This window comes from Vibrio breoganii, from assembly GCF_001677275.1.
GTDB lineage: Bacteria > Pseudomonadota > Gammaproteobacteria > Enterobacterales > Vibrionaceae > Vibrio > Vibrio breoganii.
This window is the reverse complement of record NZ_CP016177.1, coordinates 617,452-642,656: the sequence shown is the minus strand read 5'-3', so window position 1 is coordinate 642,656 and position 25,205 is coordinate 617,452. Positions and strand designations below refer to the sequence as shown.

Sequence of the window (25,205 nt, the reverse complement as noted above, 5' to 3'; positions counted from 1 at the left end):
CTACTGCTATTGATACCAATCGTACTAAATAACTGGTCATTCTAGCTGGCTAAAATGCTCGATAACTGCGTTAGAATTTTTGATTGTAGAATAACTACTTATCGAAAAACTCTGCCTTGTTCTCGAGCATTTTTTCTGTCTATTTCTGATCACTTACTTAGTGTGATTGGTATGATGCCTCAAAGTGAGTTATTTAAGACTCACCTCTAACCTAGGTTGAATCAATAGGTTATTTAAATATTGTATCGCTACATAACCTACTACTAGGGTCGCTACTGCTAGCTCAACCAATGCTATGCCATGCACTTGCTTAACATATTCAGCCGGTACACCAATCTCGCTCATCCATGCGACCACTTTAAACAAGGCCGTTGCGCTGATCACTAGAGGGAAGGTGAAGGCTGCATACGCTGGGCTAAATGGCAGTCTTAACAAGCGGTAGAAAGCCATGTAGATAACCGATGTCATAAGGATGGCAATACCAAACAGCAAAGCCACAATGACAGGTGATGGTGACTCAACAAACGAGAGGTAACCTGCCAATGAAAGGCTTGCAGGAGCGGCCAAAATAGCGATGGTTGGCTTAGCTGCATCTTGAACCAATTCTGAGAATATAAAGCGGTAAATCATCACTGGAAGCATGACTGCGTAAGTCGCCATGCCAAAATACAAGGTGTACTCACCAATCCAATGCAGAGATGAACTGCCAGAATAAGTCAGCGCCGCGACAACAATGCCTACCGGTGGTACGAACCAGCTTGGAACCATATGGTGCAGCTCAAAGTTTTGGCTTCGATGAAAAATAAAGCTCACCAAGAACACAATATGCAAGGCGACAGACATCACCCACATTAGGTTACCAAGCCATGCTAAATGTTGTCCGATAGCATACGACACCACCATGCAACCCATAGCAAAAGTAGGCACTACGCTCCCTACAACGGGGTGTGAAAGGTCTTGTTTTAGTAGATGCGAATGAAGCAGAAACTTGCCGGCTAAAACGGATAACAACACGGATGCAATAACAGCCCCTGTGATTTGCGCATAACCGCCAAAAACACCAAGATTTTCCAAACACCAGCCTAGGCTAGCAATACCTAGAGCCAGCCCTGCCATTGGGGTGGGTGCCTTGGCTAAACGAGATTGTGTTTGCATTAGATTACTCCGCTCATGATTTACTTGATGCGCTTAGTTTACTCTTGAGCTATGTTTATGAATATTTAAAGATTTAAAACCAACGTTAAGTAAAATAAAACACTATGATTCCATTTACTCTACGTCAGCTAGAGGTGTTCACCTCTGTGGCCAAAGCCAATTCTTTGTCTGCTGCAGCCCAGACTCTATTCTTGTCCAAGGCTGCAGTGAGCTTGTCTCTCAATGAGCTGGAAAACCAACTGGGGCATACCCTCTTTGATCGCATTAACAATCGATTGATCATCAACAATGAAGGCACAAAGCTACTGCCTATAGCCGATGAACTGCTGCATCGAGCTCACTCGATTCAGGGCCTGTTCAATAACGCTGAATCACTTAGTGGTGAGTTGCGACTAGGGGCAAGCGATACCATAGGTAATCAACTGCTGCCGTTTCTTATACAAGACTTCAAACAAAAACATCCGGCGGTCGAGTTTAAAGCCTTGCTATCAAATTCCTCTGACCTAGGTCAGAAAATACTCGATTACCAGATTGATATCGCGTTTATTGAGAGCAATGAAGATTCGCCTAAGCTCATTCATCATCCGTTTGGTTTTGATCAGATGTGTGTGATAAGCCAAGCCGATCATCCCTTATCGACTAAAGAAGCCCTTACCTTTAGTGACCTTGAAGATATGACGTGGTTGCTGAGGGAAGCTGGCTCTGGCTCTCGCGATTATTTCATCAATCATGTCGCCGAACATTTACAAGATTGGCAGACAGAGTTTGAACTCAGTAGCAGCGAAGCAATCATCAATGGCGTAACCGCAGGTCTTGGCCTTGCGTGTTTGTCAGAGCTGTCGGTAGATAGCGCCATAAAGGCGGGCAAGGTGAAGAAACTCAACATTGGCTTACCTCTTGAGCGCTCCATGCAGATCGTTTTACACAAAGATAAATACTTAAACCCATTACTCGATGCATTCTTACAATACAGCCTTGAATGGCGTTTAACCGATCACCCCACAAAATCACCAACTCGGCTAGACTGTAAAGAGTGATTTATGTATAAATAACCAGTATTCAATTTATAAACAATTTAATGAGGATGGACCATGGCTGTTATCGTCAAGTACGTGGTAGAACGCAACGGAGAAGAAAAGATGACTTTTACCTCGAAAGCCGAAGCGGACGCATATGACAAGATGCTGGATATGGCAGATGAATTGTTCGAGCTTTTGGGCAATAGCGAAATCATCACCGATGAAGGCCAGCAAGAAGAGTTGTCTATGTATCTAGCGAAGCACAAAGAAGAGGTTCTTTACGCTCTAGGTGCTAAGCGCAAACCTGCGCCAAAGAAGCCAAAGGTTGAAGCTGTACCTGATTCTTCAGAGTCTGACGCTGCTTAAAAACGCTATCTTAATGCCCTGCACTCACCCTTGAATTGCAGGGCTCTTTTTTCTTCGCACCGCTCTATCTCCCCGTTATAAAACACCCAAGCTTTCTACTCCCCTAGTCTCCATAAGCTCCCTTGTTTCAGCATTTTGTCAGTTTTCGTGATTTACCCCTTTTCAGCCAAGCGAACGCTCTTTATAGTGTAAAGCTATCAACAAAATTTGAGAGGTACGTCTACTCATCTGGATGCATTGCAAATAGGTGTGTGAGGCGTGCTTGAACACGATATATGGAGATTAATTGATGTCTTTCTTTGCACTAGCACTCGGTAGCGCGACTAAAAACCGTGATGGCAAAATTATTGAAGCTTTCTTCCCAACCCCTATCCTGAACCCTACAGCTGAACTTGTTGCTGCAGTTAAGGAAGTTGCGGGTTATGAGCAAGGCAACCAAAGCTTAGAAATTACTTCTGAGCAATGTGCTGCACTTGCAAGCGCGTTTGAAAGCAATGGCCAAGCGGAAAGTGCACGTTTTGCATCAAAAGCAGCGGCATCTGAGCAACCTTTGGTTATCGTTGTACTTGAAAGCGATGAAAAGCCACAGTCTGTTGCTGAAGGCTTCCTTAAGTTACAACTGATCTCTCACCGTCTAGTTAAACCTCACGGCACTGTACTTGACGGCATCTTTGGTCTTCTTCACAACATCGCATGGACTAACGAAGGCCCTATCGACCTTCCAGAACTTGCTGATCGCCAAATGGAAGCTCGTCTTGCAGGCCGCGCTCTAAGCGTAGATTGCGTAGATAAATTCCCTAAAATGGTGGATTACGTGGTTCCTGCAGGCGTACGTATTGCAGATACGTCTCGCGTTCGTCTTGGCGCACACGTGGGTGAAGGCACGACCGTTATGCATGAAGGCTTCATCAACTTCAACGCTGGCACTACTGGCGTTAGCATGGTTGAAGGTCGTATCTCTGCAGGTGTTATGGTCGGTGACGGCTCTGATATCGGCGGCGGCGCATCTATCATGGGTACGCTATCTGGTGGCGGTAAAGTGGTTATCTCTATCGGTGAGAACAGCCTACTTGGCGCAAACGCTGGTCTTGGTTTCCCGCTAGGCGATCGTTGTACTATCGAGTCAGGTCTTTACGTGACTTCAGGTACTAAGGTGCGCATGCTGGATAACAATGGCCAAGAAGTTGAAGTGGCAAAAGCTCGTGACCTAGCAGGTAAGTCTGACCTACTGTTCCGTCGCAACTCGCAAACGGGTGCGGTTGAGTGTCTAACGAACAAGTCTGCAGTAGAGCTAAACAGCGAACTACACAGCAATAACTAATCACCAGCTAATGGTTTTAAAAGAAGAGGCTGCGTTTATACGCAGCCTCTTTTGTTTTTGAACTTTAATAGATACAAAAAAAGGGAGCCAAGGCTCCCTTCGATGCTAAATCAATAAGTTAGTCTCTTACTGGGTGAAGATGAACTTCTTCTTCTTTCTTACCAGCGTCTGGGTTGTTGAATGTATCCACATCCAGTGCACCTTCAGACTTACCAACGATAACCGTAACAGCACTGTCACCGGTGATGTTTACTGCGGTACGAATCATATCAAGTAGACGGTCAACACCCATAATTAGAGCGATACCTTCTAGAGGAAGACCTACTTGGTTCAATACCATCGCTAGCATGATTAGACCTACACCAGGAACACCGGCTGTACCGATAGACGCTAGCGTTGCTGTTAGGATAACCGTTAGGTAGTCACCCATGGTTAGGTCAATATTGAATGCCTGAGCAATAAAGGCTGTCGCCACACCCTGCATGATAGCAGTACCATCCATGTTGATGGTTGCACCTAGTGGTACAGTGAAAGAGGCTACGCGGTTCTTAACACCTAAACGATGAGTTGCAGTTTCCATAGTCACTGGAATCGTCGCGTTTGAAGAAGCGGTTGAGAACGCGAACATTACCGCATCTTCCATCTTCTTCAGGAAGTTAAGAGGGTTAAGACCTGTTGTTGCTTTTAGGATAAGCGGGTAAACCACTAGACCTTGAATCAGAAGTGCAGCAGTTAGAACTAGGAAGTACTCACCTAGGTTCATGATTGCGCCAAGACCAATGGTTGTGAACAGCTTCGCCATCAGGAAGAACACACCGTATGGTGCAATGTTCATTAGAAGCGCTACTAGCTTCATGATCACTTCGTTGATGTCTTGGAATGCCGCAGCTACGCGCTCACCAGTTTCACCACAAGCACTGATCGCGATACCGAACAATACTGCAAACACAATGATCTGTAGGGTGTTACCCTGTGCCATTGAGTTAATTGGGTTAGTCGGGAACATGCCTACAATAACCTGGCCCAGTGAAGGAGCTTCAGTTGCAGCAAAGCTTGTCGCAGCAGCCAGGTCTGCACCAGCGCCTGGCTGGAATACAGTACCCATGAAGATCGCCATAGAGATTGCGATCATCGTAGTTACTAAGTAAAACGCGATTGTTTTACCACCTAGACGGCCTAGAGTGGCAATGTCTTTAAGTGAGCTAGTACCACACACCAGTGATACAAACACTAAAGGCACAACAAGCATTTTCAAGCTAGCGATAAAAATTGAACCACCTACATCAAATAAACCATTGACTAGATAGTTATTAATAAACTGGTTTTCGCTAAAAGCTAATCGAATGATAAAGCCTGTCAGTATCCCTAAACCCATACCCAGAATTACTCGGGCGGTCAGTGACATTTTCTTATCGGTATTCATCTATGAACACTCCTATTTATCTTATAATTTTTACTTTGAACGGCTACAAAGTCGCGAGCAGGTTAGCAGGCGAATAGCTGATATTTATTATCATTTGGCTTAAAAAAAATAAAAACGCGATCAAGATCACACGATGCTACCTCTTCAAGGACCCTGCAACACTGTATTTTTACAAAAAACACACATTGGCGATTAAAAATCAGACACTAAATGTCTATAAAATCACAGTGATACAATAATTGACCGCCTAAAACCCTCTCCAGTACAAAAATCCTGCAACAAGACGATAAGCACCCAGTAACTGATAACGTTTACAATACTTAGAGCGTTATTTTTATTAGACTTATCTCACCAATAAATAACACGATTCGGTTTATGTTGATTCGTTTACATTTTATTCGTTTAATGAAATGAAGAATTATTAGGACGCAATGTATGGCAACGATAAAAGATGTCGCAAAATTGGCAGGGGTTTCGGTGGCAACCGTATCAAGAGTCATCAACAACAGCCCCAAAGCGAGCAAAGCCTCCGTTCAATCAGTCACGACTGCAATGAAATCCCTTGGCTATAGACCTAATGCCAACGCTCGAGCGTTAGTCAGCCAAAGCACGAATACCATAGGTGTATTGGTGAGCGATGTTGCAGACCCTTTTTTTGGTAGCCTAGTGGGCGCGGTCGATAAAGTGGCCAGAGAGAATGGAAAGCACATTCTTATCGGTAATGGCTATCATGACCGAGAACAGGAACGCCAAGCCATAGAGCTTCTTATTAATAGTCGCTGTGAGTCGTTGGTCATCCACGCAAAGGGACTCACAGACGAAGAGTTGATTGACTATGCCAACGAAGTGAAAGGCTTGGTTGTGATCAACAGGCACATCGATGCCATTAGTTCTCGTTGTATTTCTCTGGATAATTATAAGGGCGCCTACCTAGCGACTGAGTACTTACTGAAGCAAGGGCATACGCAAATTGCGTGTATCGCCTCATCACACGCTATCTCTGATACAGAAGAGCGCATCAATGGCTATAAAGATGCACTGACTGACCACAATCAAGTGCTTCCCGAACACTACACTGAGTTTGGTAACCCTAATAACCAGGGCGGCGAAGCGGCAATGACCAATCTACTGGCTAAGTCTCTACCCATTACTGCCGTAGTGGCCTATAACGATTACATGGCCGCTGGCGCTATGTCGATAATGGATGAAAACCACCTCTCCACCCCAGAGAATATCTCCATTATTGGTTTTGATGACGGTCTAATTGCTCGCTATGTGAAGCCTCGCCTGACGACTATTCGTTATCCTGTTGAGTTAATGGCAGAAAAGGCTACGGAACTTGCCTTACGCCTCGCCAGTGATGCTCCGATTTCTGAGCACCCACTGCGCTTCTCACCCACATTAGTAAAGCGTGACTCGGTCAGTCCTATAAAATAAAAAAGCCCCTTCTATTATATAGAAGGGGCTTTTACTATCAGAAGCTGCTATTTAAACGTGCGCGCTCTTGTTTTCTCTAGTCTTTCTAAGATTTTCTCGATGCGATCAGGGTGCACCATAAACTCTTGGAAGCCTTTCATGCCCTCTTTTGCCATCGCTGGATCGGTATCTCGGTCGTAGAACTGAGCAGTACCGTCGGAAGATGCCAGCATTGCCACGCCTTTATCTAAGAACGGGTCAGACTTGGCTTTTGCTTTACTATTGGTTGGGATCTGAAGTAGCAGTTCATTGATCAACTGCTGATTCTCAGCCTGTGCAACAAACTCTAGGAACAAGCGTGCATCGTCTTTATTTTTCGCTTTACTTGGAATGTGCAAGGTATCCATTGGCGCGTCTTCTGCCATACCTACTGCAGGATCGATCACAGGGAACTGGAAGAAGCCCATCTTGCCGTCAAGTTCCTCAGGGAAGTTTGGTGTAATAAAGTTGCCCATTAGGTACATTGCAGCCTGTCCGTTATATAAGAAAGGTTGCGCTTCTTGCCATGAATATGACGCGTGATTTTTCAGGAAGTAGCCAGGCTCCACCAACTCAGCCCAGTTCTCGAATGTTTTCTTCACTCGATCATCGGTATAAGGCACCTTGCCATCCATTAACTGGATATGGAAATCTAAACCATTGGTGCGCAAGTTGAGGTAGTCAAACCAGCCTGCCGCCGTCCAAAGGTATTTAGTACCAATGGTAAACGGAGTGACATCATTTTCTTTTAGCTTAGCCGATGCAGCCTTTAGCTCATCCCAGGTTTTGGGCTCTGCGATACCATGCTTATCAAAGATATCTTTGCGGTAATAAATGCCCCATTGGTAATAGGTGTATGGCACACCATACTGCTTACCATCCACCGTCATCGCAGGTGCTGCAGATGCAAAGTCTTGCACCATATTATTGTCTTTCCAGATGTCACTGACATCTTCAAACAAGCCACGGTCTACAAAGGTTTTCATACGATTACCCGCATACCAGAACACCACGTCCGGCGGTGAGGTCACTAGCCAGTTACGAATTGTGGTCTTGTAAGACTCGTGGTCATAAAGGTTATATTTAACCTCAATCTCTGGGTTGGCCTTTTCAAAACGGTCAACAATCTCTGCCCATGCTTCTTTTGGAGCCGGATCTGACGCATCAGAGTTGATGACCAGAGTTCTTGCCTGAACTGAAGTTCCCAGCATAGCGCTCAAGGCGATACTGGCAGAGAGTAGCTTCACGTATTTCATAGTTATTAGTCCTTAATTAATAGGGTCTATTGATCCTAACTATTCGACCAAGTTACTTGGTCGCTCCTAGGGTTAAGCCGGCAATAAAGTGTCGCTGCATAGTAAAGAACAGCACGACTGGGGGAATCGCGGCTACGACGGCTCCAGCTGACATAAATTGCCATGACGCTAACCACTGTCCCTGCAAAGAACTCAAGCCTGCTGTAACCGGCCTCACCTCATCGCTTTGCACCAGCACTAGCGCCCAAAAAAAATCATTCCAAATAAAGGTAAATACCAGCACAGCTAAGGCTGCCAAGGCCGGCCTGACTAAAGGCAGAACCACATACCAAAATATGCGCCACTCCTTCACCCCTTCCACTCGCGCCGCTTCAATCAGAGCATCGGGTATCCCAACAATAAAGTTGCGCATAAACAGGGTGCAAAATCCGGCTTGAAAGGCGATATGGAAGAAGATCAGAGCCCAGTGAGTATCGTAGAGACCAAACGCAATGGTTAAGTCTCTCACTGGGATCATTAAGATTTGAAACGGCACAAAGTTGCCGCCGATAAAAAGAGCAAAGATCCAGATATTGGCTGAGAAGCGGTATTTAGCCAGAGCAAAGCCTGCCAGCGTCGATAAAGCCACTGCGCCCGCAACCGCCGGCAAGGTGATCATTAGGCTGTTAAGTAGATAGTCGCCCATCGCCGTAGAGGTAAATACCTGCGTATAGTTCTCCACCATCTGAGTGTCTTCCGGCCAGCCCCAGTAGTTGCCTTTGTTGATATCGTCCATTGAACGTATTGAGGTGAGCATTACCGCAATGAGAGGAAGTAGCCACAAGACCAGTGCGATAGGCAGGGCAACGCGATAACTCATGCTGGCTAACGCACCTGATTTTTGAATCGGTTTGGGAAACATTACTTCTCACTCCTTAGCATGCGCCATAAAAAGTAAGCGATGTAGATATCCATAATCAGGAACAGCACCACCGCAACTGAAGCGCCATATCCCATTCGATAATTGAAGATCGACTCTTCATACATTTGATAAGCAAGTACGCTAGAGCTGCCCCAAGGACCACCAGCGGTCATAGTGGCAACCAAGTCGAAAGAACGCAGTGCGCCAATCACGGTCACGACAATGGCAATAAAGGTGGCCGGTCTTAGTTGAGGCAAAACGATAAACCACAGCATTCGCCAACTTTTCGCGCCATCCAAGCGAGCCGCTTCAATTTGTTCAGGATCGAGATTATTCAGACCCGTTAAGTACAAGATCATGCAATAGGAGATTTGTGGCCATAGACCGGCGGCTATGATGCCGTAGGTGACTAAGTCTTCATCGGCCAAAATAGAAATAGGGTCGAAACCTAATGCTCCAATAGCAATGTTAAACAAACCAAACGATGGGTCGTAGAACCAAGCAAACACAAGGCCAACAACAACTTGAGAGATAACAAAAGGGAAGAAGAATAGCGATTTTACAACGCGGATCCCTCTCACCTGTTGATTCAAGAACAAGGCGATCATTAAGCCAATAGGCGGGGCTAGCATAAAAAACACCAACCATAAGGTGTTGTTTTTCAAAGAGGTATAGAACGCCTCAGAATCAAACAACTCTCGGTAATTATCAAGGCCGACCCAGGTCTTTTCACCTAGGCCATCCCATTCAAAAAAGCTGAGCCAGATGCTCTGAAAGATCGGGTAAACAACATAAACACAAAACACCAATAACGCCGGCAACAGAAACAGCCACGGCGATAGTTTAGAACTTGCCTTTTTTTTGCTTACCGGAGGGCGACCTTTTGCAGTCTCATTCGCGAGAGATGGCTGCATATCGATACTCCAAAAATCATTGAGTTATAGAGGCGGAAACCTCAGCAGCAGGCGGCACCTGCAACAATGATTAGAGTGTAGACCCCAATTTATAGGCCAATATCAGATAGCGTTCATTTTGTTACCTATGTGGCAGTTTTTTCATCAATTACTGAGAAAAGTGTTAAGTGGTAAGCTATTGAAATTATTATAGGGTTTTTCTATTGAGCAGAAATGCAAAGAGGCACTCGAAAGTACCTCTAACTTCTAAAAACCGATGAGAAGAACTACATATTATTGAGGAACTGATAGGTCGTTGTGTGGCTATAGGTTTCGCCTTCTCTAAGGACACAACTCTGACGTGGCCACTCAGGATGATTAGGGCTATCAGGCAAATATTGGGTTTCCAATGCGACCCCACCGTAAGTATCGTACTGTCCATCGATACGATTTGCAGTACCTTGTAAGAAGTTGCCAGTATAAAGTTGTACAGCCGGTTTTGTGGTGAACATTTTCATTGTTAGCAAGCTATCTGGAGAGGTTACCGTTGCTGCACACTCCCCTTCTAAGCACTCTTCACTCAATAAGAAAGAATGATCGTATCCGTTGCATAGCTTCTGCTCTTCATCCAATAGTAGATCTTGACCAATCACCTTTGGCGACAAGAAATCAAAGCCAGTCTCTGCAACGTCACGCAACTCACCAACAGGGATGCCTAATTCATCGGTAGGTAAGAATTGATTAGCATTAACACTGAGCACATGACCTAGGCAATCTTCGCCAGAGTCGGCGCCCATCAAATTAAAGTAGGCGTGGTTCGTTAGGTTCATTAAGGTTGGTTTGCTTGTTGTCGCTGTATAACCAATCTTAACCTCATTGAGTTCAGTTAATTCATAAGTAACTATAACCTCGGCTTCACCAGGAAAACCTTGGTCACCATCAGCAGATACGATTGAAAACTGAATACGTTGCTCAGTGGCAGCGTCAACGTTCCATCGATATTTATCAAAGCCAACTTTACCACCATGCAGCATATGGCCAGTTTCACTGACTTCTATCTGAAAAGGTGTGCCATCGATGCTGAACTGGCCGTTAGCGATGCGATTGGCGTAGCGACCTACTGTTACTCCCATGAAGGCTGAGTGCTGGTTAAATTTATCCATGGTATCGCAACCAAGGAGAACCTCACGCATCTCATCTCGAACTGGGACCTGACAGCTGAGCCATGTTGCTCCAACATCCATGAATGTCGCTACCATCCCGTGACTATTCTTTAATTGATAAACGCGTGCGGGCTGTCCATCACTGGCAACACCCTTGCTCAAACTTTCTAATAAATGAGCATGTGAAATGGTCATTGAACTCTATCCTTTAAAATGTGCATTTTACGCGTGGCTAGCCCCGTAAAATCGATATTCTTTGAGATAAAGATAACAATAATCACGAGGTAGGTATCTATTCTAATAGTGGTTATGACTAGGTCATCACGCATTGCTTTTTGAGTTTGTTGGTTAAGTTCAAAACCCAACACCTTTGTACTCAGAACTACTTGATCATTCATTGATAAATTTGATGAAAACTGCGTATTAATCAATGCATCAAAATTATGATATCTGTATACTTGCGCACCAATTAAAATCCCGTGCACATTTTATGTCTGATTCTTCACAAACCATGAATAAACGTATGAATATCGTCGCCTTAACCTGGCCTATATTCGTCGAGGCATTATTACGCAATGCCCTGAACACCAGTGATGTGTTCATGCTAAGTGGTTACTCGGATCTTGCCGTATCTGCCGTTGGCGTTATTTCGCCGATCAGTTTCTTTATCATCATAGTATCTATGATGGTCAGCACCGGTACAGGCATCTTGATTGCTCAATATAATGGCGCTGGGCGCTCTGGCGATGCAGAACATGTGGGGATTGCCAGCGTTATCCTAGGCTTTGCCGTTTCCATTATTCTAGGCAGTTTGTTCTTCTTTTTCTCTGACAACATAGTGGGGCTATTTAGCCTTGAGCCACAAGTTGCAGAGTATGCACACCAATACCTGATCATTAGTGGTACTTGCGCCGGATTTGTTACCACCAGCGTGGTGTTTTCTACCATTTTGCGCAGCCATGGTTTCTCTCGCTCCCCAATGCTGATCAACCTCATCTTTGGCGTTTTAAATGTCATCGGCAACTACTGCGTTTTGTATTCACCATTTGGCTTACCGGTTTATGGTGTACCCGGCGTTGCCACCGTTACTGTGATCAGCCAGTTGCTTGGGGCGATCTGCATGTGGTACCTGCTGATCAAAAAAGATCTGAAGCCTAGACTCAGCAAAGCAACGCAGGTGCTTTCTTCCACCTATAAAAAGATACTGCGCTTGGGCGTTATGAACGCAGGAGAGATCCTCTCTTACAACCTTTCACAGATGGTCATCATTTATTTTGTTGTGCAGATGGGCACCGCATCACTAACGGCCTTTACCTATGCACAGAATTTGGCTCGCTTTACCTTTGCTTTCTCTTTATCACTAGGGCAAGCCAGCCAGATCCAAACCAGCTATTTTGTTGGCAAAGGTTGGAATAACAGCATACTGATTAAGGTTCAGAGGTACTTTGTGGTAGGCTTTCTTGCCTCTGTGGGTGTCAGCACCCTCTTCTACCTTAGCAGCGAAACCCTACTTAGGGTTTTCACCGAAGACCCAGAAGTAATAACCCTTGCGATGGGCTTGATGATGGGCTCAATACTGCTTGAGGGCGGTCGTGTATTTAACCTGATCTTCATCTCTGCGCTCAAAGGAACCGGTGACGTAAAATACCCTGTACAGGTAGGTATCTTGTGCATGTGGGGATTTGGCGTAGGACTCACCTACGTATTTGGCATCTACTTTGGCCTAGGCGTTATTGGCGCATGGCTGGCTATTGCGGCAGATGAATGGATTCGCGGTATTATCATGGCATTTCGCTGGCGTTCTAGAATTTGGGAACGATTTAAGCTGATTTAAACATAAGGGCGAACTCATTGAGTTCGCCCTTATTGTTCAACGCTCTACTGACTAATCCTCACATTTTGCAAAGTGAAGTAACAAACAGGTTTCAGGGTCTTGTATCGGCAGTGACAGACCTATTTGCTTTAGCACACTGCCATGCACTTTCACCTCTTGATTAGCACGCAATTGCTCAATCCAATTTGGGTAGTGCTTCATTATCCCCTCACCATGTTCGGGAAGCTCTAACAAAGACAGCTGATAACTGGCATTTTCATCAAGCATGTCCAACAAAACGGGCTCTGGAAGTGAGTAGTCTGGCATCGCCTTTTGACAGATAGCCAGCAGCAACTGAGTATCATCGTAGACACCATGGGTATTTCTCGTAGCCTCACAGCTGTCGAACACAAACGAGTGCCCACAGTGCAGAAGTGTTCGATGTTGTTTGTGCAGCTCTATGTATCTGGCAAATGCCCTGCGCTCTTGTTCGCTTTCTTTAACAGGGTCTAGCTCCACGCCCATATGACCAAACAGTGCCGTGACACCTCGAAAGTTAATACTATGCTGGCGACGTGTGGTGTGGCTGTGAGCCGGACCAATATGAGTGCCTAATACCTCCGGCGGAAAAAACAGGCTCATATTTTGCTGTATGGTTTGTCTCTCAAGTGCGTCATTACAGTCTGAGCTCCAGAATCTATGGGTACGCTTCAGCACTTCATAATCCATTCGGCCACCGCCAGACGAACATGATTCTATTTCTACCTCAGAATGAGCGACTCTAAGCTTATCCACCAGACGGTAGAAGGCTAACGTTTGCCCTCTAACGCCAGCCTTTTCTTCATGGCTTGGTTGAAGCAACTCTCTGTTCATATCCCATTTAATATAGGCGATATTGTTCTGGCTCAGTAGGCCATCAAGACAACGATACAAGTAATCAAAACACTCAGGGATTTGCAGGTTAAGCACCAATTGGTTACGCCCAGTAGTCAGTGGGTAGCCCGATGTGCTTAACACCCATTCTGGATGAGCCCTAAAGAGGTCAGAATCAGGATTGACCATCTCAGGCTCCACCCAAATACCAAACTCCATACCTAGCTGATTGATATGTTCAATCACAGGAGTGAGTCCCTTGGGGTACTTTGTTTTATCTAAAGTCCAGTCACCCAATGCGGCTTTATCATTGTTGCGCCCTTTGAACCAACCATCATCAATAATGAAGCGTTCGACTCCCATCTTGGCCGCCTCGCTTGCCATCTGACAGATATAATCAGGCTCGTGATCAAAGTAGATACCTTCCCATGTATTGAGGTGAACGGGGCGAGGTTTATCTTGCTCAAGTACCAAGATATTTTGGCGAACATAGTTGTGATTCGCCTGTCGCAAGCCGTTGAGGCCACTGCAACTATAGGAAGCATACAGCGTCGGTGAGGTGTAGCTTTCGCCCTGTTTAAGTCTTACCTCTCCAGGCATCAGTAATTCACCCGCTTGTACAAAGCGCCGACCATCGCTTTTGGCTTCCGCTCGCCAATGGTGATTGCCACTCCAACCTAGATGAAAACCCCATACCTCACCGGTTTGGTGAGTAAAGGCTTTATTGCCGACGATACAACCGGGAAAGTACTCATGAGAGGTGCGTCCTCGGCGATTCTCTTGGGTAAAGACGCCATGCTCAATGCTGTGCCGCTGAGCTTGAAACTCTCGACTCCATCGGCCAGAAAATGACATCACCTCTTTAGCTCGATAAGGAATGGGGATGGTGAGAGCCAATTTTTCTAGTTGATAATCTGCTTGGTGATGGTTGGTGACGCTGATTGATTTACTTAGCACGCCGCTTTGTTCATCGAGTACCAAGTCGATTTTAATTGAAAGTTTGGCCAGCTTATCCGCGCACTCGATGGTCAGACAATCTCCGGTGAGTGTGTGGTTGGCATATTGAAATACAGGAGCCCAACTCTTACCTTGATGGTGCCCCTCAAGCCCTGACGATCCAAAACTACCACGCCCGATCTCAGGACAAAGAGTAACTGGGACATCCACATCTAGCCGCGCTTGAGATATGGCTCTGTCGATAATGGCTGAAAATTCAGCCTCGGAGGTTAAAGTTGGAATAGCCTTGCCCCAGTATACGATCTCTGGAGCAGGCAATAATCTGACGATGAGTGAAGATACTTGGCTATTGAGTTGCACAAACTCTTGAGGCAGTTCTTGAGACATAATGGCTCCTCAAACGCAGCCTCAAGAACTTGCTCATGACCACTGCGTCATTGATAACGGTAGGCTAAAGGTTAGTAATACAGCTACTCTCGAAGAATAGATGACAATTTTGGGTATCAAAGCTTAGCTGTAATTCATCGCCACGCTTGATTTCCCGATCGCCACTAACATGTACCTTATAGTTGTCATAACCACCCACTTGGCCAAATAAATAGGTGCTGTTACCCAAGCGCTCAACGGCCTGAGTTATAAAATGCAGGGTGTGTTCGCCATTTTTCTCAATGGAAAGATGCTCAGGACGAACGCCAAAGGTCACCTTGTCTCCTAACTCAAGAGAACTGACATCTGCTGGAATAGAAAACACTTGGTCATCCGGCGTTCTTATGGTTGCACTGTTATCTACCATATCGACCACAACCGCAGGCAGCATGTTCATCTTTGGAGAGCCAATGAACCCTGCGACAAACTCGTTCGCTGGTCGATTATAGAGCTCTAATGGAGAGCCTACCTGCTCGATATTACCTAAACGTAACACCACGATCTTATCCGCCAGTGTCATCGCTTCGACCTGATCGTGAGTGACATAAACCATGGTGTTCTGAAGTTCATCATGCAAGGAAGCAATCTGCAGTCGCATATCCACACGAAGCTCTGCATCAAGATTTGATAAGGGCTCATCAAACAAAAAAACCTTAGGATCACGCACAATCGCACGACCTATAGCGACCCTTTGACGCTGACCACCCGATAACTCTTTAGGCTTGCGATGCAGCAAACTCTCCAACTGCAAAGCGGTTGCTGCGGCCATGACCTTTTCCGAAATCACGGTTTTATCAACGCCATTCATGCGCAAACTAAAGCCCATATTCTCTTCAACGGTCATATGTGGATAGAGAGCATAGGTTTGAAACACCATCGCAATACCGCGCTCAGCAGGGTCGACATCGTTGACCACTTCACCATCGATCTCTAAAGTGCCCGATGTGATCTCCTCAAGCCCTGCAATTAAGCGGAGCAAGGTGGATTTCCCGCACCCTGACGGGCCAACAAAAACGACAAATTCACCGTTTTTAATATCAAGATCAACACCGTGGATAATTTCAGTATCACCAAAGGATTTAACTAGGTTGGTCAGTTTTATGTTAGCCATTACTCGTTCCTTGTTGGCCTCAATCTAATCAAGGCGACTTAATACCAACCGAACTAAATTGTTAGATTGGTATAAGTGTTAGTCTGCCGAAAGCGTAATTTGATAGTGATGGTGCTTGTTCTTCAGCAAGTATTCATCATGAACACTGCGACTCCATGAGTCATCACCACCGATCCCCATATGCTCAGAATCTATGCGTATATATAATCTACCCGAATCATGTAGGTCATTGATGTGATCCGCCTCCGCTAGATTGCATTGACTATAGCGACTTACCGCAAAATGGAATAAACCATTGATATTTAATGATCCTATAGAGGCATTTCGCACATCGCATCGCAAGCCATTCTCCGATGGGTACACATAATCCGTGTGCATCTCTTCGATAGTTTGTGTGTGCTTACCTACATAAGTAGAAAGCTTACGATCTGGATAGTTCTCATGAGGTCCTAAACCATAAAACTGTACCGCTTTTGGCCCTTTGGGTACCGCAAACTCTATTCCGACCCTTGGCAGACAAGGCAGGCCATTGGCGAGGTAAACATTCACTGTGAGTTCAATTTGTCCCTCAGGTGAGATGCGGTACTGCCAATCCGACTTAATGCCATCCACATCGTTGGCCTTGTGGATCGATATCACCTCAACGAGGCAATCATTACCAACACTTGACGCCTCAATCGAAACACAACGTCGTTGCAAGTTATTAAGACCCGCACTATTCCAAATTGCCACCCAAGTATTAGGGTCAAGATTGTTCGCTTCACTGGTACCAATGTCGTTATCCAGCGGAGCCCGGTAGAAGTTATCAATAAGAGGTAACTCAAGTATCGATTTACTGCCCTTGAGCCACTTTGTTAATAGTCCTGTTGTTTGATCAAACTCGATGGAAAAGTTGTCATTAAATATAGATAGATGCGCATCTGTCTCCGTTCTCGATAGATTGCCATTTATCATAGGGGGGCTTTGTAGTTGCAACTCACTACTTGCAGGAAGTTCAAACTGATGGTGCGCAAGCTGATGACCCACATCAGCCCAAGATGTGTTCTCTATAAGGCATAGTTGTAGATTTAGGTGGTACTCACAACCAGGCTTTACGAGAGGTAATTCTTTAAGCAATTCAATGTACTGACGCCCTTCAGCTTCAATATCTAACCTAAATTCACCGCTAGCAATCGTCTCGCCATTTTCAGTGATCTGCCAATTGGCTAGCTGATTTGTCACCTTAGTAAATAAGTACTCACTTATTAATTCAATACTAAGAGGCTTAGTATCAACAAGCCTGAACTGAATAAACTGCTGCGCCTTTTTCGCCTCTGATGCACTAGGGTGAGGCACTCTATCTGGAGACACTAAGCCGTTGATACAAAACTGTCGGTCATTAATGGTATCGCCAAAGTCGCCACCATAGGCCCAATAGGACTGACCTTTTTCATCAACCTTCACTAAGCCTTGATCGACCCAATCCCAAATAAACCCGCCCTGAAGACGAGGATAACGACGAAAAGCCTCCCAATACTTATAAAAGCCTCCTAGGCTATTGCCCATCGCATGAGCATACTCACACATGATAAGTGGACGAGTTTCATTGGGCTTGCTGATCCAGTTTTTGATGCCGAATTTTAAGTGCTTAGGATCATGCTCAGAGTACGGCAGATCAATGTCGACTCTCGGATACATAGGGCAAATAATATCAGTAGCAGCGGACTCTGCACCTCCACCCTCATATTGAACTGGTCTGCTAGGATCGCGCTGTTTGGTCCATTGATACATAGCGTGATGGTTAGTGCCTAAACCTGACTCATTACCCAAAGACCAAATAATTACGCTTGGATGATTTTTATCGCGTTCAACCATAGCAGTCATTCGACTCATGTAGGCCGCAAGCCAATTAGTATCGTTAGACAGCCTTCCCATCGGCTGTTGCCCATGAGTCTCTATATTGGCCTCGTCCACCACATACAGCCCATACTCATCGCAAAGCTCATACCATGTGGGATGATTCGTGTAATGGGCAGTGCGCACAGCATTAAAGTTGTGCTGCTTAATCAGCTTAATATCTTGCAGCATATCCTCACGAGTGACCGCATGCCCCCGCTCAGGGTGATGCTCGTGGCGGTTAACACCGCGAATCAATAGAGGCTTACCATTGAGTTTAAGCAGACCGTCCGTTGTCTCAACCTGACGAAAGCCTACCTTGTAACTCTCCGCCTCAATAAATTCACCATTACTATCAAGCAAAGAAACCACAACAGTGTAAAGATTAGGTTCTTCAGCGCTCCACTTTAAAGGGTTGGGTACGGGTATTTCATGAAAAGTGCGATCATCATACGAACCGCGCTCATCAATCCATTTAGTGCCGCAAAGCTCCTTCACTGGCTCAAAGACAGGGCTGTTCTGTGCATCAAACAGCTGTACCTGAACTTGATGCCCTTCGCTCTTCGCAGAAAGCTTGGTTTCCACTGATAAAATGGCATCTCGATAACAAGCATCAAGCTCAGTTGTGACAAAGACATCGCTGATAGAAAATAATGGCTTACTCAGCAAGGTTACATCACGAAAGATACCGCTTAGCCACCACATATCCTGATCTTCAAGATAAGAGCCGTCTGACCAACGCAACACCATCACAGTTATCTGATTAGAACCTGCAGTGAGAAACTTCGACAAATCAAATTCAGCAGGTAAACGACTATCCTGACTGTAACCAACCCACTTCCCATTACACCAAAGGTGAAAAGCTGAGTTGACGCCATCGAAAATGACTCGCGTGTTTCGTGATAGCCACTGTTGTGAAATATCAAACGTTGTTCGATACACCCCAGTAGGATTTTCTGCTGGGACGTGAGGAGGGTTTTTGGGGAACGGGTACTTAACGTTGGTATAGATGGGCTTATCGTAGCCTTGAAGTTGCCAGTTGCTTGGGACTGATATATCGTCCCAATTGCTATCGTCTAGCGAAGGTAAAATAGAGTCTTCAGAGACAAGTTCTGGCTTTTCGTATAGCTTGAACTTCCATATGCCATTGAGGGCGTTGGTTTGTTCTGAGGTAATCTGCTGTAAAGCTTGCTCTGTGGATGGATAAGAGCGCAACTTAGAGTGAGCTGAAAGTTTGTTCGCTGAAAACACAAGGGAGTTTTCCCAATGTCTTGCATTTATAACCTGTTGGAATTTCTTCATTTACAATCCTAAGGCAACATGAGTTCCGTCAAAAATTGTGTTTACTTTGACTAATGAGAACGTTTACATTGAAATTTAGCAGTAAAATGACTCTAAATAATGGAGAGAAATTGCAGAAAGTGGAAGTGGGTTATATTTCGATTCAAGCTGTGGAGTAGATCACAGCTATCGAGAGGTAGAAAGAAATAGAGGGAGTCTCCTCCCTCATCATTTCTTAAAGTTTAGCCTTCAGATTCAACTGGCTCTACTTGACTTAACCTAACTTCGGCCAAAGCTCTTTCAAGGTTCTCGTTGGCAATCTTATAGTAAGAAGGGTTTTTATCTATAGCTTGCTGGAAGAATGGAATGGCTTCGTCCGACTTTCCTCTTAACATAAGAAAATATCCAACATTGTTTAACGCTTCAGGCGTAGACATATTTCGCTTAAATATATTCAAAGCCTGCCTGTTATCACCCAATGCAATGTATATTAGCGCTAGATTATTAAGAGCCTTTTCATTATTCGGCTCTTTCTTCAATGCCCTGTTTGTGATCCTTTGAGCTAAATAATAACTACCGCTCATATAATGTGAATAGCCTAGGTTAATAATTGCTTGTGTGGAATTGGGATTGATTTCTAACGCCCTTTCATAGTAACGCTTAGCTATATCGTGCTTTTCTTCAACATCAGAAAGAATACCTAGCCCCATATAACTCCTAAAAGGGCTTTCAGAGTCATAAGGCAACTTACTTAAAGTATCCTCTGTTACCTCTGAGTGACTTGTAAGAATGTCAGGATTATTCAACCTCACTTGATCTGCGTTTATAGCTCTAAAAAAGTAAGTGCGCCCCTCAGGAGTAAGACCTTGCTTAGTATAAAGTAGACCCAACTCTTCTAGAGATTTAACATCATTTGCATCGTATTCCAGTGCTTTCATATAAGCTTTTTCGGCTAGGGGCAAATTCCCTTTAGCAGAGTGAATTCTACCTACTGTATACAATGTTTGGTTTTGATGAGTGGCATCAGAAAAAGAAAGTGAACGTAAATACTCATACAGTGCTAAGTCATAATTTTTTGAACCTAATGCGGCATCACCACGAGTAATAGCTTCCATCTCGGTCTTCGGAGGCTCTTCATTTGTCAATGAATCTACTGGTTTACCAGCATACAAAGAACCGTCAAATTCTACAGGTTCAGGTTCAGAAGACGCACAACCCGCCAACCCAGCACAGATTAAAGCTGTTAATGCCGCTTTCTTTAAATCAAGTTTCATAGTTATCATCCTTAATTATTTTAACGCATCCAACAAAGTTAAAAGCCCTGGGCCAATAGCTACGATGAAAAAACACGGCCATATAAAAAGTACCATTGGAAATAGCATCTTTGTTGGAATTTTTGCGGCTACCTCTTCAGCAGCTTGGGTCCGTTTATCTCGATAATCTTCAGTGTAATCACGTAAGGTTTGTGCGATGCTGCCACCAATTTTTGCCGCATGTGAAAGCATACTAACTAACCCTGTTAACTCTTCAGCACCAGTTCTGTCAACTAACTCTTTGAATGCTACTGGCATCTCTACACCCGCCTGTATTTTTGCACAAACCATGTCTAGTTCGTCTGCAAACTCGGGGTGACTAATCGACAACTCTTCTCCTACACGCTTTAAAGCAGCATTAAACCCTAAACCAGACTCTGTACAAACAACCAATAGATCTAGGGCATCAGGAACACCTGCTTTTATTTTTTCTATTCGTTCTGAAACCATTTTTGCCAAGACCATGTTCGGCCCAAACAGCCCCACCCACAAGCATGCGAGTATAAGCAGTAACATATAACTAGAGCCTTGCATCAACAAATAAGTAGCTGCTGCGAAAAATAATCCAATCAGTAACGTTACTAACTTTAAAGCATAAAAGAAAGACAGTGCAGTGGCGTCATGAAAGCCAGCCTGAATCAGTTGCCTTTGAATACTATCTCTTTCTTTTTTGCTATTGGGTACCATAACGGGAGCAATGCTCTCCAACGCATTATCTAGTCTATCGGAGCGCTGTGGGCCCTGAACTTCTCCTCCAATTGCTTTTAATTTTCGCTTCAAAGGAGAATTAAAACCAAGAACAAGCATTCCAATAGCTAAAACTCCTAGCACTGTTCCAACTAAAACCATAATCAAGAAAAGATTATCTCGAGTAAGTAAGCCTGAGACACCTAGCTGAGAAGCTAATTCAGAAAAATCCATTCACTAAACCCTCACATTGATTATCTTTCTAATCCACAATGCCCCTAACGACAAACTAACAATACCAATACTGATCGCTTTTATCCCTCTGGGATCAGTAACTAGTAGCTTTGCCTGCTCTGGATTCAAAAACAGAGTTAATATATAGAGCGCAAAGGGTGATAGAACTAGAATCCAAGATGACAACCTTGCTTCGGCTGACAATGTTTTAATTTTTCTGGCTAGTTTAAATCTAGCACGTAAAACTCTCGAAACCTTATCTAAGTTTTCAGTTAAATTACCTCCAGTCTCTTTCTGGAGAATAACCGCACTGGAGAAAGCCAACATTGAAATAGTTGGAGTCCTATCAACCATTTGTAAAATGGCTAGTCGCATGTCATAACCAAAATTAAGCAAATTAAATGTTTTCTTAAATTCAATACCAATAGGGTCTGGCATTTCGTCACCCACTTCTTTGAATGCTTGATTTATAGGTTGACCAGCTTGCAATACTCTCTTAATTATATCTAACGCATCTGGAAGTTGTTCTTCAAATTTTTGTAATCTATTTGTTATCCTTTTTTGGATATACATATAAACGAGAACCCAAACACCAAGAAACATAGCAATACATAGATACCACAACTGACCAGTAAAAAATGCAGTTAAACCAACTACTACGCTAGATAAAGTAGTCCAGCCGAGCAACCTCCCTAAAGTAACTGACATACCTGCCAACTCAATCATTTTCTTTAATTGAGCAAAAAGAGAAACTTTAACAAGCTCTCTTTCAAGTGGTGTCATCTCTTTCAGATAGTATTCATGTAGTAAAGAAAGGCTTTCTTCATCTAGTTTTTTTTGAGCTTGCTTCAAACGTTTTGTTAATTCGCCATGCTTCGCTTTTTGACCTGCTACAGGTAAAAGCAACGCTTGTGAAATAAACAAGACGGCAAAAAAAAGTAATACTAGAAACAAGCCTAAATCATTCATAATGTATCTCTTTTATTTAAAGCTAGATGCTTTAAAAATTTCAAAAGGTAAGTCCAATCCACGTTTCACTAGGTTATCGTGACAAGCAGGTACAATACCTGTCGATATATAATCTCCAATAATATTGCCGTCTTCATCTACACCTTGTCGTTGGAATTTGAATATCTCCGACATGGTTATTATATCACCTTCCATACCATTAATTTCGCAGATACTTACCATTCTCCTTTTACCATCTTCCTGTCGTTCCATCTGCACAACCATATGAATCGCTGATGCTATTTGAGATCTTAGATTTTTAGCTGACATATTCCAACCAGCCATAGCAAACATATTCTCTACACGACTCAAAGCATCTCTGGGGGTATTGGCGTGAATAGTTGCTAAAGATCCATCGTGACCCGTATTCATCGCAGCAAGCATATCTACGGCCTCCGCACCACGAACCTCACCAATAACAATACGGTCTGGGCGCATACGTAGCGAGTTTTTAACTAGATCCCTTTGGCTAATCTCCCCTTTACCTTCAAGGTTTGCCGGCCTAGTTTCTAACCTTATAACATGTGGTTGCTGAAGCTGTAATTCTGCCGAGTCTTCAATTGTGACTATTCGTTTATCGCTAGGAATAAATGATGAGAATATATTCAACGTGGTGGTTTTACCGGAACCAGTACCTCCGGAAATCAATATGTTCAATTCACCTTGAACGGCTGCTTCTATGAATTTAGCCATTTCAGGCGATAGGGAATTAAACCCCAACATATTTTCCATATTCAATCTATCGACCGCAAAACGACGTATTGACACAGAAGCACCGTCAATAGCCAATGGCTGTATAATAGCATTGACACGAGAACCATCTTTAAGGCGAGCATCAACCATAGGAGAGGCTTCGTCTATACGTCGTCCAACCTGACTCACTATTCGATCAATTATATTGCGCAGGTGCTTTTCATCCAAAAATGTATGAGGAGTCCTCTCTAATTTACCAAATCTCTCCACGTAAACATTTTTAGGTCCATTAACCAAAATATCTGAAACACTTTTATCATGTAGCAAAGGCTCCAATGGTCCCAACCCAAAGACTTCGTCTTCGATTTGCCTAACTACACGTTTTCGGCCTTCTAAGCTAACAGCGTGTGTTTTATCATCGTTCATCAACTGATGAAGAGCTTCCTGCAACTCTTTTTTTGCTCTACTTTCTTCGAGGTTCGACAAAACACCTAGATCTAAAGTTTCCAGCAGCTTCTGATGAAAGTAGTGCTTTACGTCTAACTCCTGCTTTAAATGCCTATCGTTATCACTAGGTATATCTTTTACGACAGGGCTAGACTTTGTCGGAGTAGGAGCTGTTTCCGTTTTTTTACTTTTTAAGTTATTCTCAGCTTCGTTAGTAGGGTCTCCTGAATCTAGGGAACTCACTTTTTGTTCAAAATCTGGGTTGATATTTTTCCTTTTAAAAAACATATTTCATCCTAAATTCAACTGAAAAACTTTCCTAACCAACTAGATTTTTCTTCCTCTACAGAAGAAATAGAAGATGCTAAACGTGTTACAGCTTCCGAAACAGCATTTTTCTTTTTATTCAAACTAAACGGTTTTCCTAGATTGGAGCTCTCATTCACAATTTTGTAATCATTAGGCATGACATGAACTCGTACCTGCCCTAAAGCATCTTCAATGTCTGTTATTTTAAGATGTTGTTTTTTTTCGTAACGGTTAATTACAACCTCAACTTGATTCTTCGATAAGCCAAACTCTAATTGCAATACTTCTAGCATGTCATTGGTATTCTTTATCGATACATAGCTTTGTTGGGCGACAAAAAAAACTTTAGTTGATTGAGAAATTAAAGAACTATAGTTAGCCTCAATGCCTCGAGATAAATCTGCTATTATATGGGTATAATGTTCCCTGAGTAGTGGAATTACGGTATGTAAACTTCTTGCTTTAAGTTCATTTTCTATGGGGTGCATTTGTTGAAAATTAAGGAAATTCAAGCCACTAGAATGTTTTGTAACTAAGGTCTGAAGAGCGATCTCATCTAAATCATCAGCAGCATCAATTATGTCATGCAATCCATACTGAGGCTTTAGATCTAGGTAGTCTTGAATTGCTCCAAATTGAATATCAAGATCTAGATATAGTACTTTATTCGACTTGTTTTTTGATAATTCAATAGCTGTGTTTAAAGAAACGGTGGATGCACCACTCCCACCTTTACTATTCAAAAAAACATGCAATTCAGCAAATTCTCTCGTTGCCAATTTTTCTTCAGCCACAGCAGTTAAGATTGAAGCGATACCTTCAAGAGTACTTGATTCTGATAGGAAATCTGAAGCTCCAATTCTAAGAGCTACTTTCAAGTCAAAGCTATTACCTTCATCACCAAAAACAACAAGGGAGGCATTACTGTTTTGTACTACCAAACTATTAGAATACAATTCTGTAAGCTTTTGTGCCCAATCATGATTAGCTTGAATAAATATAATGTCAGGTCCCTGACGTTCTCTCAAATTTACAGAGTTAAACTCGCTAAGGGATATGAAGTCGGTAAAGGCATTAGTACACCTTTTAAACTCAGCTTCTATATGCTCTTTAAAAATATCTGTGCTGTAAACAACCCAAACTGACACCTGACTTTTTAGAGCCAGTTTAAATTCATTGTTGGCACTCATATGCACTACTTCGCTCATTCCTTGACCTTGTAATCC

19 protein-coding genes are annotated in these 25,205 nt (G+C 43.7%); 5 read left to right on the top strand and 14 right to left on the bottom strand.

Features of this window, described 5'->3' with window-relative positions:
* Positions 1-189: 189 nt before the first annotated feature.
* A complete protein-coding gene (locus A6E01_RS03030) occupies positions 190-1,155 on the bottom strand; it encodes a TDT family transporter (RefSeq protein WP_065209537.1) in 966 nt (321 codons plus the stop codon).
* A gap of 104 nt (positions 1,156-1,259) precedes the next feature.
* On the opposite strand from A6E01_RS03030, the gene A6E01_RS03025 reads away from it, so the two are divergent.
* From A6E01_RS03025 to dapD, 3 genes are all read left to right on the top strand, one after another.
* On the top strand, positions 1,260-2,192 hold the full coding sequence (locus A6E01_RS03025) for a LysR substrate-binding domain-containing protein (RefSeq protein WP_065209536.1): 933 nt from the start codon (positions 1,260-1,262) through the stop codon (positions 2,190-2,192).
* Between the two features lie 54 nt (positions 2,193-2,246).
* Entirely contained in the window at positions 2,247-2,540 is a 294-nt protein-coding gene (locus tag A6E01_RS03020) for a YebG family protein (RefSeq protein WP_017029109.1), read from the top strand.
* A gap of 289 nt (positions 2,541-2,829) precedes the next feature.
* Positions 2,830-3,861 carry a 2,3,4,5-tetrahydropyridine-2,6-dicarboxylate N-succinyltransferase gene (gene dapD / locus A6E01_RS03015; protein ID WP_065209535.1) on the top strand — a complete coding sequence of 344 codons (1,032 nt, stop codon included), beginning with the start codon at positions 2,830-2,832 and terminating at the stop codon, positions 3,859-3,861.
* A gap of 118 nt (positions 3,862-3,979) precedes the next feature.
* Here dapD and A6E01_RS03010 read toward each other — a convergent pair whose 3' ends face one another.
* Positions 3,980-5,284: a dicarboxylate/amino acid:cation symporter gene (locus tag A6E01_RS03010; RefSeq protein WP_065209534.1), complete on the bottom strand. Its 1,305-nt coding sequence runs from the start codon at positions 5,282-5,284 to the stop codon at positions 3,980-3,982.
* A 435-nt stretch (positions 5,285-5,719) separates the two neighbouring features.
* Here A6E01_RS03010 and A6E01_RS03005 point away from each other — a divergent pair, with 435 nt between their 5' ends.
* Entirely contained in the window at positions 5,720-6,721 is a 1,002-nt protein-coding gene (locus A6E01_RS03005; protein ID WP_065209533.1) for a substrate-binding domain-containing protein, read from the top strand.
* Between the two features lie 47 nt (positions 6,722-6,768).
* Here A6E01_RS03005 and A6E01_RS03000 read toward each other — a convergent pair whose 3' ends face one another.
* The 4 genes from A6E01_RS03000 to galM all read right to left on the bottom strand — a co-directional run bounded on the left by A6E01_RS03000 (position 6,769) and on the right by galM (position 11,147).
* Positions 6,769-7,995 (bottom strand): ABC transporter substrate-binding protein, encoded by a 1,227-nt coding sequence (locus tag A6E01_RS03000; RefSeq protein WP_017242545.1) that lies wholly within the window; start codon positions 7,993-7,995, stop codon positions 6,769-6,771.
* A 52-nt stretch (positions 7,996-8,047) separates the two neighbouring features.
* Positions 8,048-8,896: a carbohydrate ABC transporter permease gene (locus A6E01_RS02995; RefSeq protein ID WP_017242546.1), complete on the bottom strand. Its 849-nt coding sequence runs from the start codon at positions 8,894-8,896 to the stop codon at positions 8,048-8,050.
* On the bottom strand, positions 8,896-9,810 hold the full coding sequence (locus A6E01_RS02990) for a carbohydrate ABC transporter permease (RefSeq protein WP_017031198.1): 915 nt from the start codon (positions 9,808-9,810) through the stop codon (positions 8,896-8,898). The genes A6E01_RS02995 and A6E01_RS02990 overlap by 1 nt, the downstream gene beginning before the upstream one ends.
* A 266-nt stretch (positions 9,811-10,076) precedes the next feature.
* Positions 10,077-11,147, bottom strand: coding sequence for a galactose-1-epimerase (gene galM / locus A6E01_RS02985; protein WP_017029197.1), 1,071 nt, complete (start codon positions 11,145-11,147; stop codon positions 10,077-10,079).
* Positions 11,148-11,442: 295 nt separating this feature from the next.
* Here galM and A6E01_RS02975 point away from each other — a divergent pair, with 295 nt between their 5' ends.
* Complete coding sequence (locus tag A6E01_RS02975) at positions 11,443-12,786, top strand: MATE family efflux transporter (RefSeq protein ID WP_065210338.1); 1,344 nt, start codon at positions 11,443-11,445, stop codon at positions 12,784-12,786.
* A gap of 51 nt (positions 12,787-12,837) precedes the next feature.
* Here A6E01_RS02975 and A6E01_RS02970 read toward each other — a convergent pair whose 3' ends face one another.
* The 8 genes from A6E01_RS02970 to A6E01_RS02935 form a co-directional block, all read right to left on the bottom strand.
* The gene (locus A6E01_RS02970; protein ID WP_065209531.1) at positions 12,838-14,982 is read right to left on the bottom strand and encodes an alpha-galactosidase; all 2,145 of its coding nucleotides are present in this window, start codon (positions 14,980-14,982) and stop codon (positions 12,838-12,840) included.
* Positions 14,983-15,046: 64 nt separating this feature from the next.
* Positions 15,047-16,132 (bottom strand): ABC transporter ATP-binding protein, encoded by a 1,086-nt coding sequence (locus tag A6E01_RS02965; protein ID WP_065209530.1) that lies wholly within the window; start codon positions 16,130-16,132, stop codon positions 15,047-15,049.
* Positions 16,133-16,210: 78 nt separating this feature from the next.
* Positions 16,211-19,309, bottom strand: coding sequence for a beta-galactosidase, LacZ type (lacZ, locus tag A6E01_RS02960; protein WP_065209529.1), 3,099 nt, complete (start codon positions 19,307-19,309; stop codon positions 16,211-16,213).
* A gap of 221 nt (positions 19,310-19,530) precedes the next feature.
* Positions 19,531-20,562: a tetratricopeptide repeat protein gene (locus tag A6E01_RS02955; RefSeq protein WP_065209528.1), complete on the bottom strand. Its 1,032-nt coding sequence runs from the start codon at positions 20,560-20,562 to the stop codon at positions 19,531-19,533.
* Between the two features lie 15 nt (positions 20,563-20,577).
* Positions 20,578-21,522: a type II secretion system F family protein gene (locus A6E01_RS02950; protein WP_065209527.1), complete on the bottom strand. Its 945-nt coding sequence runs from the start codon at positions 21,520-21,522 to the stop codon at positions 20,578-20,580.
* 3 nt (positions 21,523-21,525) lie between these two features.
* Positions 21,526-22,491: a type II secretion system F family protein gene (locus A6E01_RS02945; RefSeq protein ID WP_065209526.1), complete on the bottom strand. Its 966-nt coding sequence runs from the start codon at positions 22,489-22,491 to the stop codon at positions 21,526-21,528.
* Between the two features lie 12 nt (positions 22,492-22,503).
* The gene (locus A6E01_RS02940; protein ID WP_065209525.1) at positions 22,504-23,958 is read right to left on the bottom strand and encodes a CpaF family protein; all 1,455 of its coding nucleotides are present in this window, start codon (positions 23,956-23,958) and stop codon (positions 22,504-22,506) included.
* A 14-nt stretch (positions 23,959-23,972) separates the two neighbouring features.
* Positions 23,973-25,187: a CpaE/TadZ family protein gene (locus A6E01_RS02935; RefSeq protein ID WP_065209524.1), complete on the bottom strand. Its 1,215-nt coding sequence runs from the start codon at positions 25,185-25,187 to the stop codon at positions 23,973-23,975.
* Positions 25,188-25,205: the final 18 nt, after the last annotated feature.